Genomic DNA, 12,619 nt, shown 5'->3' on the forward strand with positions numbered 1-12,619 from the left:
GCCGCTGATATTGGTAACAATATGAGCCAAATTGACGGTATCACTGTTGTTGCTGGTCAGGATACACCAGACAATGATGCTGGTGTTGAACAAGTGCCTGTACAGCCTGTTTTGGGTTCAATTGGTGATCGCGTTTGGCTTGATGAAGACAAAGATGGTATTCAGGATGCAAATGAAAGCGGTGCTGAAGATGTTTCAGTTAGTCTTAAAGATGCCTCGGGCAACATTCTTGAAACCACTACCACAGATGCAAATGGTAACTATCTCTTTGATGACTTGAGTGCGGGTAATTACTCCGTCGACTTTGAAGAAAAGGATGGCTTTGATTTCACAACAGTAGATGCAGGTAATGATGATAACATCGACAGTGATGCTAATGTTGATACCGGTATGACTGGCACCATAACCCTTAATGAGGGGCAACATCGTAGAGATGTTGATGCTGGGCTGATAGAGGAACCTAAAGCCAAGAAGGAGTTTGATTTTACCGGTAGTGGTGCCGCGGATGCTATTAGTTACCGTTATGATGGCATTAAATTAAACGGAGATCCTGTAATTAAAGGCGCGTATAGTCTACTAATCAATAAAGACATATTAGAAGACGCAATTGGAAGCTTCTTCCCGGCAGGGTACGAACTCAAATTGGATATTTTAGCTGTAAAGGAAGCATTCATAAAAGCGCAAATTGGAGATCTTGACTTTGTAGAAAGTAATCTTCCAGGACAAGATCAGGCTCATTTGGTTAAATATTTTGCTTCTACAAATCTTGAAAGCGGAGACATAAACACTCCAGATCTTACCTTTAATATACAAATACTGGATAAAGCGACCGGCGAATATGAAACAGTTTGTTTCCATATTGATGGTGACGTTAGAATAAATGATAGCAATTCACCTATTGCGTTCGACTTGAATGACAATGGAGAAATAGATGTCACCGGTGAGACTACATCAATTGAAAAGGATGCTGAGGACGAATTGGGTCGTACAGTTGAATTTGATATTGATGCTGACGGTGATCTAGATACTATTGAATGGTTTGATGGTTCAGGTGATGGTATCTTAGTCGATACTACCAAAATCGGCGAAGATGGTTCAATCGACGGTTCTGCTCTCTTCGGTGACGAAGGCGGTAAATATGCTAACGGCTATGAAAAACTGGAGCAACATGATGCCAATGGAGACGGTATGATCTCTGGTGAGGAACTTGAAGGTCTTGGTCTTTGGGTCGATGATGGTGATGCTGTTCTTGAAGATGGCGAAATGCTGACAGCCGAAGAGGCAGGCATTGCATCTATCTCAACAGATATGAAAATCGTGCTTGATGATGATGGCAAACAGCTTATGCAATCTAGCGCGACTACAATCGACGGTGAAGAAATTCTCACCGAAGATGTTTGGTTTGCTGAGGTAACTGAAGTCAGTGAAGAAATGACAGCTCTCAATGAGGAAATGAATCAAATAACGTCTGAAGATGTGATGGTTGCATGATTTCACTTTTGAAACGAGCTAAAACTAAGTTATAAGTTCAGTAATATGAAGCTCCCCACCTAGGTGGGGAGCTTTTTTGCTTGGTCTATTCCGCATTAAAACAACGTAGTTCTGTTCCTGCCTGTTTCGCTCCAAGTGAGATTGTATCGAGATTTGGTTTATTAAAATGCCTAAGTCTTTGCACCAATAATCATAAGGTGAATTCGCAAAAAATGTGGGTCTTGAGTTTGATTAACTGGCAGTATAGCGGTGTCTATAGTTAGATCACTCTAAATTGGATTTTGCTTTTAAGGACGTTAATGCGCCAGGTCTTTACCAATTTCATTGATCAGATAATATCGCCGATCTGAGTTATATATATTAGGGTCATTTGCTAAACTTTATAAACTGGAGGAGTGTTGCCGAAGGCGCAAAAACAACTTCCATTTTAATATAGTTTTACGTAAAAGCCGTGCGTTATTTACACACATCTCGGAAAATAAATAAGTTCGATTTAAGTGCAGAAAGTACGAAGAAATTAAATTCTAAGAAGAGGAGGGCTCTGGTAGTTTATGGTTCTATTAATAGTCAATTATACTGAAGATTATGAACAAGTTCAAATGGGTAAACGGTTAATATTTGATTTGATATTATGGCTAGTGCGTAATTGGTAGCAGAAGAACGTCTAGCGGAATTTAAAAATGCAACACAGCCCTGATATTACTGCGTATCAACTGGCTTTCTTTCCAAGAAGTTCGTTGACAAACCGTCCAAACAACTCGCCTCGTGATGAAACGCCAAGTTTCAAATAGATTTTTTTGATATGGCATCTGACCGTTTCAGGGCTTATCCCCAATGCTCTACCAATTGTTTTTGCAGACTCCCCGTCCAAGAGAAGTTCGAGTGTTTCTCTTTCGCGCGGACTAAGTGCGTATGCGCTAAGATTCTGTATAATAAGGCTTGTTTGTTGATTCTTAGCATGTACTGGATTTGTATTGGCAAACTGATTTTGATCTTTAGCCCAAATTAGCAGAAGTGCTGTTCGCACAAGCGGAGCTACAAGGCGAAATTCAGCAATCTCGCATTCTCGAAAAGGTTTAAAATTTTCAGAGCGTCCGAGTGTAAGTAGATATGTATCGCCATCACAAGTAGGGTACATGTAACTGATCTGATCCGAAAACCCAGCTGTTGATTTGAGGTAATCATTGTAATAACTGGAACTTCGAAAATTATGGATTTCGATTTCTGATAAAGTTACAAACTCAGCAACATTTTTATCACAAATAGCTTTATAAAATGGGTCATCCCGAAAATAGGTTTCAATGTACTCAGCACTTGATCTAAGGCTATCCTTGCAATCGATTAATTTTGGTTGGCCAAATGTATTGAATTGTACGAGCATCCATGAATCAAAGGGCGCTATGTCTGAAAAAGTTGAGGCTAACAATCTTGAAAGCAGGCTATCATCTGTTTCTGAAAATAGATTTTTTATTGAAGAAATAAATTGTTTCATCGAAAGTTATCCCTGATCCTCTTAAGGGACAGTAGAGCGCATAATTCGGATTTGCGCTGGCCCGAAACCGCATGAAAAAGACAGATAACGCATAATTGTGCATTTTAATGCATAATAGAATTTTGAGTCAGGAAGTCAGATATAGCAAAAGCGCGTTATATGGTGAGTGCTAGACAAACATATTTATCTGTGTTTTGGAATAATAATATGCCGAGAATTTTGAGGAAAGAGAATAGTATATTCTCTTTCCTCAAGGTTGGTTGTGTGCAAAATTCGAAGAGGTATTACACTCAACCAGCCGGCCGACGCCTTTGAATGTATTCTCAGGTTACGCCTTCGATAGTATAAGGGCGCATTTTCTTTTCCAATGAAGGAGGATTAGGAAGGCGTTCTTTGATTGGTTTTAAAGGACTATCAGGCCCTGCAGAAAGATGTGTAAATAAGTAATCAACGTGTGTCTTATCGAGTAACAGTGTTTTAGAGATAAAACATACAATTCTACAAGTACCTTCCAAGCGTGAACTTATAAACTCCACATCAGAATCAGGAGCATAGAATACGCCATGAACATATAGTTTTGTAGGAGGGTGGAATACATGTTTTTTTGGAGCACTATTCCCTCGGGCAGAAAAGAATGTGACCCCTGCATGGTTACCAGTTTTGGGGCCAGTAAAATATAGATTTCCCGCTTGCGCATTTATCTCAGCATCCTTGCCTGATAAATATATAAGGACATCTTCTCCGATTATATTTTTCCCTTTCATAGTTTTATCAATTAGCAGAGGACCACCTTTGATGATATATGTTCCAGGGAGAAATTTAACCTCTTGCACGTTTGTGATTTTCAATCCGCCGCAATAGATGCCGGGCCTTAGGATCTCAAACATGCGGCGAGTTTTGAAGTTCCTGCGAGTGCACCGACCTCCTGTACTTATTTCAGGAAGGTCTTGCAAAAAATCGGCAACGGCTGGCTGTTTTTCTTTTACACGGCCCGTTTTTATGCCGTTTATAGTCCCCGTAATATTATAATATGGAGTACCTATATCTTTAGCATACAAGGTACTTTCCAACGCACCTCTAGCATTTGAATTGACCTGTATTGATGCGACGTCAATATCTGTGCCTTTTGTTGTTGTGAATGCGCCCACTGCATCGTTTGATAACATGTGAAAACTTGGTGGAATCGGAAGAAACGCTGTTGTTTCAACCGAAATATCTAGGCTGTCTCTAAATATCGAACCAAAAAATGTAGGTAAAGCATTTCCTCGTATTTCATTCAGTATAGCTGTTATTTTGACAGCATTTACTCCCGCTGCATTTTGTGCCGTGTTTAATTTTTGAGTAGAAAAATTCCAAACACCAAATTGAATATCTTCCTTTTTAACAGAGATATTCCTGCCTACCGCTGGAGCATTTTTGTTTACCAACTTGATAATATCTTTTTCCAAATCACGTAAAGCAGATTTGGTAGTTATACCATAAAGAGCCAAGGGGTCGGGGTTGTCATCCTTCATCTTCTTTAAAGCTGCTAAGCTCGCAATATCAATGGCTTGTTGCATTTCTGTTTTTATATTGTACGCGTAACCGACGTCAAACGCCAACGCGCCCATGCCAATGAAAACAGGCATGGTGATGGCGGTCATTAATGCGACGGAACCTCTGTTATTAGTGAAGAGTTTTGCTCTTAAATTTCGTAGCTGTTTCATCTCATACTCCATACAATTTGGTGAGAACAGATCGTTAAAGCTTTGCGGGGTTAAATTGTGCAATCCGCGGCGACGTAACATCAACCTTAAACTCGCCGGTCAAGAGATCAGCAGAAACAAATGGAAATGGCATTAATGTTGATGCTTTTGCATCTGCAACTATTGTAACAGTTACATCTTCTGTTTTGGTATTTTCGCTGATTGCGATTTTAAAGGAGCCATGAAGTTTGTTTAGTTTTCTTTTTGCTTCACGCTTGGCTTTATTATTTTTAACATTTCCGTAGATGACTGAACGTAATGTATCCCCTGCAATATTTTGCATTGTATGTTTGGTATAGATCACATAACCAAAGTTCATAATACCAGCGAAAAGCATGATGAGAACTGGCGCGAGGATGGCAAATTCGGTTGCGGCAATGCCTGATTTGTCTCGCAAAAATAAACTACAAAACTTTCGCGTTTTTATTAATCCAACCATTTTACTCTCCTACTGCTACTTGTAATCATAGCTTCTTACAATGAGGGTAATGTCTCATTGCGCGTAAATAAATCCCCCTTATTGGTTAGTTAATATCGGGTGCGGAGCGTTGTGAACTATGTTAATTTTCCGTCAGTATTTGCCTCAATAATTGAATATGTCTGCCATAACGCGAGTTAAATTATCGGTGGTTTGTAATCCGAAACTCATAAAATATGAGCTCTCAATCGGACTGGAGAATTTGAATGCCTTTGAATATCGACTCATTTGAGACGTTTCGTAAAGTCTACAGTGTTGTCGATTCAGGTACTATCGACGAAGTTGGTGAAACTCTTTCCCAGCATGTCACTGCTTATGATGCCGTTCCCGTGGGAAATGCTAAAGGTACAATTGACGCGCAAATTGCTTGTGCTACCAAGCAGGATATCAGTCTCGTTTACCTTGATTGGGGCGCACCAATGATTGGTAGTTCCCTTGCTAAAGAAGAAGAGTTCAACATAAGACTAACACTGAAAGGAACAGCGTCCACAACAGACCCCTATTTTGGAGAGATTTCAGCAGAACGGGAAAGAAATCATGCTCGCATCTTTAGCCTAATTGAAGATACAAAGACCTATAGTTATGGGCATGTAGGCTTAAATCTTGTTGTTCCGCATAAAATGTTAGAAGAAAGAATTAAGACATTTTATCAAGATGAAATTAGTCAGCCACTCAGATTTGCACCATTACTAAATCTTTCGACAATGGCCGGGAAGTCAATTGTGACAATGATTGATTACCTCAAGACCCAATATACCGAAGCGCCCGAGATATTAGATGACCCTATGGTTGGGACTAGTTTTAAAGAGCTGATGATTGCAGCAATTCTTGGTGGTATGGAACACAACTATCGTGATTTTCATAATACCGGAGTTAGAGATGTCGCTACTCCCCACCGTGTAGTATTAGCGGAAGAATATATGAAAGCTCATGCTAATGAACCAGTCACTGTTCGGGTGCTTGCTGAGCAAGCAGCCTGCAGTGAACGGTCGTTGCATAACGGATTTCGGAAGTTTCGAAATAAAAGTCCTTTAACTGTGTTGCGAGATATTAGGCTAGAAAATGCACATAAAGACCTGGTGAGAGGAGAAGCTTCAGTAACTCACACGGCATTTAAATGGGGATTCAGTAATGTTGGCAGGTTTGCAAAAATATATTTCTTGAGGTTTGGTGAAAAGCCGTCCCAAACTCTAGGCTCATCATCCCATAAATTAAAGACTGCAAAATACTAGATTTATTTCTACAATTTGCAGAGAAGCGACATTCATTTTTGGCGACGTTAGATGAGCCTGCGATTGTGGTATTTCGTACTGTGCATAGCTATGACTGCGATACACTGGCAAGGGTATGTTTGCGTTGGAGACATATTTGGAAAGGCTCACAGGGATTATGAACTTCATATTAGGGAACTAAACTTTGCTCCGTCCTGACAGTTGCAAACCTATTGGAGAAACGCGGAGCGAGTGCACATGCATCTGCTAATGCTGCTGCTAGGATCTACAGAGTAATACCGGGACAGTTGCTGAAAATGTTGCAAGACACCGGGTTGCCAATGTCTTGTAATTTGCTTGCCTCCACCCTTTGGTTTTGGGTTAACCCATGATGGTTAGTTAACCAGAATGGGTTACTGTATTTTGGTTAAGTGTATGAAAAATTTAGATAAAATACAACTATTGTTTTCTGGATTTAGGATTTGTTAACCTTAAATGCCGTAATTTTCTACTGGTATCCAGATGGGTGCAATTTAAGGAAATGCAGTGGTTGACCCCAGAGTTTTTGAGAGAAAAAAGCACTCGTTCTTGGTTCTGCGTCGTTTGAAGGTGACGTTAGCAACGACGGTTGCTTTTTCTCAAGCGGTTAGTGCTTTTTCGACTGAGTTGCCGTCAGCACCGAACATTTTGTCCGGTGAGATCGCTATCTCAGCACCTAGTGCCGGTGGACTGCTGATTGATCAGACATCCTCGAATGGAATAATTGAATGGAACTCATTTTCTATCGGTAAAGGTAATACTGTCCATTTTAACAATGGAACTGGTGCCACGCTCAATAGGGTGACAGGAGCTAGTATCTCACGCATTGATGGATCTCTAACAGCATCTGGAACTCTTTTCCTCATCAACCAGAATGGCGTGATTATTGGCAGGGATGGGGTTGTCCAAACAGGTGGAAGTTTTATCGCATCAACCCTAGATATTACAGATGCAGATTTTCTAGATGGCGGAGATAACACGCTTAGGGGAACCCACAGCGCTTCCGTTGTTAATCTAGGCAAAGTGTCATCGCTAGGTGGAGATGTTGCCTTCATCGCGCGCAATGTTAGTAATGAGGGAGATATTGACGCTCTAAATGGGACAGTGGGTCTAGCTGTGGGGCGAGAGGTATTACTTCGCGATGGTGCACTTGATGACGGCAAATTCTTGGTCAAAGTGGGGGATGCCAATTCTGAGATAGAAGAAAAGGGCATAATTCGTGCCGCTGCTGTGGAGCTCAAAGCCAATGATGGCAATATTTATGCACTTGCGGGTAATCGAGGCGGGGCAATAAATGCCACAGGCGTGACTAAAAAAGGTGGGCGTATTTTTATAGGCGCTGGCCCATCAGGACGAGTGGTTACATCCAAGAAAATTACAGCCAAACGAAAAGTTGTTCGTAACACTCAGGCCAAAATGGATGGTGGTGATATTTCTGTCAGTGCCGGATTTATTTCAATTGGCGATTCACTCCTTGCTAACGGTGCCGTAGGTGGCTCTATCTCAATCGCGGCAGCGAAAACGCTAAGTGCTGCTGAGATAATTGATGCACGCGGATTAGAAGGTCAAGGCGGAAAAATCTCGATTGATGCTACAGGTGATCTTCTATCTTATAGTTCGACATTGTTGGATGTAAGTGGAGCAACAGACGGCGGTTCTATTCGTCAGATCACAGGAAAAACACTTACAACATCTGGCAGTTATAAAGCTGTTGGTCAAACGGGTGTTGGTGGCCAAATAGATATTGGGGGAGGGGCGTCACGTATATTGTCTGCAAGTCTGGATGCATCTGGCGCAACCAAAGGCGGGCGTATCCGCTTGGGTGGAGAATATCAGGGTGGCAAAAACCTGACGACGGATGAGTTGCCTAATACACTGCATCTTGCCGTTACAGATGGGACGACTATTAAAGCTGATGCCACAAATGCAGATGGCGATGGTGGACGGGTAATCCTTTGGGCAGACGAAAAGGCTACAGTTTTAGGATCTATCTCTGCGCGGCCAGGAACACAAAGCGGCACAGGCGGCTTCATTGAGGTTTCTGCAGGTGATCGTCTTTCAGTTTTGACAAGTGCTTTGAATACAGCAGCGATCGATGGGACTCGTGGCGGCAGCGTTTTACTGGACCCAAAGAATATCATCATCGACAATGTGGCAGCAGTGGATCAATCGATTTTCGTCATAGGCTCGGCATATGCTTTGCCTGATGTGAGCACGCTAGATGATTATGACTATTTTGGTGCTGCCGTGTCTATTGATGGTAATCGTCTTGCCGTAGGAGCCAGCGGAGATGATAGCGCAAATGGTTTGTCAGCAGATTCAGGTGCGGTCTACTTGTTTTCATTTACCGATAGTGCCTTTAAAGGTGGTAAGTTGGAAGCCACGGTCGGCAGAGGTTATACGGGCGGCAAAAATGTCAACGTAGGGAGTTTGACAACTAACGATAGATTTGGTGTTTCTGTTTCGCTAGATGGCAAGCGTCTCGTAGTCGGTGCTATGCTTGATGACGGCGGCTTAGCCGGTGCTGTAGATTCTGGATCTGTCATTTTATTTTCCTTCTATGACGATGCTTTTACAGCTGGCACAATAGAGGGGGCAATTGGCAAGGGCTATGTGGGTGGCAACAATACTAACGTTCCTGCCTTAGAATTAAATGACTATTTTGGCAGTTCAGTTTCCCTTGACGGTAACCGATTGGCAGTCGGAGCCATTGGCGATGATGGTACTGGCAATGCGTCCGCTGGTTCGGGCGCAGTTTATCTATTCTCCTTCACGAACGATAAATTTGATGGCGGTGTGTTAGAGGCTACGCTGGGGAAAGGCTATACTGGCGGTAAAAGTATTGACGTCACTAATTTGAATAACGCCGATCAATTTGGCAAGTCAGTTTCTCTTGATGGCAATACTCTTGCGGTCGGCGCGATTGGTGATGATGGTGTTAGCAATACATCGTCCGATTCAGGTGCCGTCTATCTGTTTTCATTCACTGATAGCACTTTTAATGGCGGTGCATTAGAAGCCACGATTGGCGACGGTTATACGGGCGGCAAGAACATTGATGTGGCGAATTTGCAAGATTATGACTTCTTTGGTCAATCAGTTTCTTTAGACGGAAACCGCCTTGCCACTGGGGCTGTTGGCGATGCTGGTTTTGATAATACGTCCTATGCATCTGGTGCCGTCTATCTATTTTCATTCACTGATAGCACGCTTACTGGCGGTGCTCTAGAAGCGATAATTGGTAAAGGTTATACGGGTGGCAAGAATATTAATGTAGCCCTACTTGATGACGATGATTCGTTTGGAGAGTCCGTTTCTCTTGATGGAAACCGCCTTGCTGTTGGCGCACTTTATGCTGATGGCACAGGCAATGCGTCGGAAGATTCTGGCGCGGTCTATCTGTATACGTTTGCCGATAGTGCATTCAATGGTGGCCTAATGATTGACATCGAAAACTTAGATAACGGCGACCGATTTGGCAACGCGGTTTCTCTTGATGGTAACCGCCTAGCTATCGGTGCTCACTCGGATGACAACTCAGATGATACTGGCAACTTCCCTGGCGCTGTTTATCTGTTTTCTTTTACTGATGAAGTGTTCAACGGCGGTAAACTAGAGGCCGTAATTGGTAAAGGGTATACAGGCGGCAAAAACATCGACCTGACTAACTTAGATAACGAGGATTTATTTGGCGTAGATGTATCGCTTGATGGTAACCGCTTAGCTGTTGGTGCCTACGGGGATGATAATTCAAATAATACCGGCAACTTTCCCGGCGCTGTTTATCTGTTCTCGTTTACTGATAGCACGTTCAATGGAGGTGTGTTGGAAGCCATAATTGGCAAAGGTTATACGGGCGGCAAAAACATTGCTGTGGCAAACTTGGAGGACACAGACGCTTTCGGACAGGGGCTTTCTTTGAGTGGTAATCGTCTAGCCGTTGGAGCGCCTAATGATGATGGTTTCGGTAATAGCTTTAATGGGCCAGGTGCAGTTTATTTGTTTTCATTCGCAGATAGTGCTTTCACCGGAGGTGTATTGGAAAGCATAATGGGCAAGGGGTATGCGGGCGGTAAGAATGTTAATGTCACGGATTTGAGCGATCTTGATGCATTTGGTGGTTCACTTTCTCTTGATGGTAACCGTCTAGCTGTCGGAGCCTATGTTGATGATGGTAACGGCGACAACTTTCATAATAGAGGTGGGGTTTATCTATTTTCGTTTGTCGATAGCGCGTTCAATGGCGGTGCGTTAGAAGCCAGAGTCGGGTACCATTGGAGCGGAAAAGATGTTTATGTGCCAGCCTTGGAAACAAATGACTTTTTTGGAACATCGGTGTCACTTGATGGCAATAGCTTAGCTGTCGGAGCGTATGGTGACGATGGCTTTGGCAATGGATATAGCCTTTCAGGCGCTGTTTATTTATTTTCATTCACTGATAGCGTTTTCAATGGAGGTAAATTGGAGACGACCATCGGAAGAGGTTATATTGGTGGCGAAAACATTGATATCACGTCAGTTGGTGTTGACGATCAATTTGGCCAATCCGTATCGCTTGATGGCGACCGTCTTGCCGTTGGTGCAAGCCATACTTACAGTTTTACACCGGTTGAACCCGGTAAAGTTTACTTGATCACCAATCCTTTTGGTGACCAACTGCCTGAAGTGTCAGAAGCTACCTATGGCACTAATCCTGGTGAGGATATCACTATAACACCGGATACCCTGACTGCCTTACTAAACGCCGGCAATAATGTAATCTTGCAAGCCAACAATGATATCACCGTGACTGCTGCAGTTCTGGCAAATAATTCCACGGGTGATGGTGGCGATTTTACCTTGCAAGCTGGGCGGTCAATTTTGGTCAATGCCAATATCATTACCGATGATGGTGATCTGAATTTCTTTGCCAATGATCTCTTGGCAAACGGAGTAGTAGATGCCCATCGTGACGTAGGGACAGCCTCCATCTCGCTTGCTTCGGGTGTGACTATCGATGCTGGTACAGGTGCAATTAATTTTGAGCTGCGCGATGGTACTGGCAAGACTAACAGCGATGCAGGAAACATAGTTTTTGCAAGTAACAATGTTCTTAGTGCAGGTACATTATCGCTAATTAATCTTGGCCCTGAAACAAATAATGATGTAATTTTTGGCACTGGTAGTGTGCTTAATGCATCTGCTGCTGGTAATGCTATTGTGGTTGCAGGCGATAGTTTTTCCAACAATGTAGGTGTTGGCTTATTTAACCTCACCGGTGGTGGCCGGTCATTGGTATATGGAAATGCGCTTGGCTCGATCACTCGTAACGGGCTGACTGGCGGCAATCTCTATAATCGCACTTATGCGAGTAATTTGCCCGCGTCAATCACCCAGACCGGAAATCAATTTATATACGCTGCACAGCCGACATTAACAATTTCTGGCACTAACACCTCTGTCACCTATGATGGCACAGCACAAAGCCTCAGCGGTTTCACTGTCACAGGTCTTGTTAATGGCGATAGTCAGGCGCAAGCGTTGACCACAGCCCCTACACTTGAGGGCTTTACCAATGCAGGCACATATACAACAGGCCTACTAACTGGCAGTGCGTCTGACATTGGCTATGCAATTACAGTAGTTCAGGGGCAGTTGAATATCGATAAACGTGCTCTAACGATCACAGCTAATGCTGGTAACAAGATCTATGATGGTAACACAACAGCAACAATCACTTATGGCGACAACCGGATTGGTGGCGATACACTAACGATTGCGGGTACCGGAACCTTTGCAGATAAGAATGCTGGAACGGGTAAGACGGTATCTGTTGCAGGGATCACCGTGGGTGGAGCGGATGCTGGGAACTATACGTTCAACACAACAGCCAGTGATACAGCTGATATCACAGCACGTGCTCTGACGATCACAGCGGATGCTGGTAACAAGGTCTATGACGGCAATACCACCGCGACCGTGACCTATGGCGACAACCGTATTAGCGGTGATACACTAACGATTGCTGGTACCGGAACCTTTGCAGACAAGAATGCTGGAACGGGTAAGACGGTATCTGTTGCAGGGATCACCTTGGGTGGCGCGGATGCTGGGAACTATACGTTTAACACCACAGCCAGTGATACGGCGGATATTACAGCGCGTGCTCTGACAGTATCTGGTC

The 12,619-nt window shown here is 43.2% G+C and carries 6 protein-coding genes; 3 read left to right on the plus strand and 3 right to left on the minus strand.

Annotation, left to right across the window (positions count from 1 at the left end; all coding sequences use genetic code 11):
- On the plus strand, positions 1–1,491 hold a 1,491-nt coding region (locus AB2J24_RS15040; protein WP_367386051.1), incomplete at its 5' end, for an SdrD B-like domain-containing protein.
- A 709-nt stretch (positions 1,492–2,200) separates the two neighbouring features.
- Here AB2J24_RS15040 and AB2J24_RS15045 read toward each other — a convergent pair.
- The 3 genes from AB2J24_RS15045 to AB2J24_RS15055 form a co-directional block, all read right to left on the minus strand.
- Positions 2,201–2,983, minus strand: a complete 783-nt coding sequence (locus tag AB2J24_RS15045) for a helix-turn-helix transcriptional regulator (protein WP_367386052.1) — start codon at positions 2,981–2,983, stop codon at positions 2,201–2,203.
- 323 nt (positions 2,984–3,306) lie between these two features.
- Complete coding sequence (locus AB2J24_RS15050; RefSeq protein ID WP_367386053.1) at positions 3,307–4,689, minus strand: pilus assembly protein TadG-related protein; 1,383 nt, start codon at positions 4,687–4,689, stop codon at positions 3,307–3,309.
- 34 nt (positions 4,690–4,723) lie between these two features.
- Positions 4,724–5,167 (minus strand): TadE/TadG family type IV pilus assembly protein, encoded by a 444-nt coding sequence (locus tag AB2J24_RS15055; RefSeq protein ID WP_367386054.1) that lies wholly within the window; start codon positions 5,165–5,167, stop codon positions 4,724–4,726.
- A gap of 245 nt (positions 5,168–5,412) precedes the next feature.
- Between AB2J24_RS15055 and AB2J24_RS15060 the strand changes: the two genes are divergently transcribed.
- Both AB2J24_RS15060 and AB2J24_RS15065 read left to right on the plus strand, forming a co-directional pair.
- A complete protein-coding gene (locus AB2J24_RS15060; RefSeq protein WP_367386055.1) occupies positions 5,413–6,438 on the plus strand; it encodes an AraC family transcriptional regulator in 1,026 nt (341 codons plus the stop codon).
- Positions 6,439–6,963: 525 nt separating this feature from the next.
- Positions 6,964–12,619 (plus strand): YDG domain-containing protein (locus tag AB2J24_RS15065; RefSeq protein ID WP_367386056.1); only part of this gene is annotated, 5,656 nt, incomplete at its 3' end.

The organism is Lentilitoribacter sp. EG35, assembly GCF_040784015.1.
In the GTDB taxonomy this organism is placed as follows: Bacteria; Pseudomonadota; Alphaproteobacteria; order Rhizobiales; family Rhizobiaceae; genus Lentilitoribacter.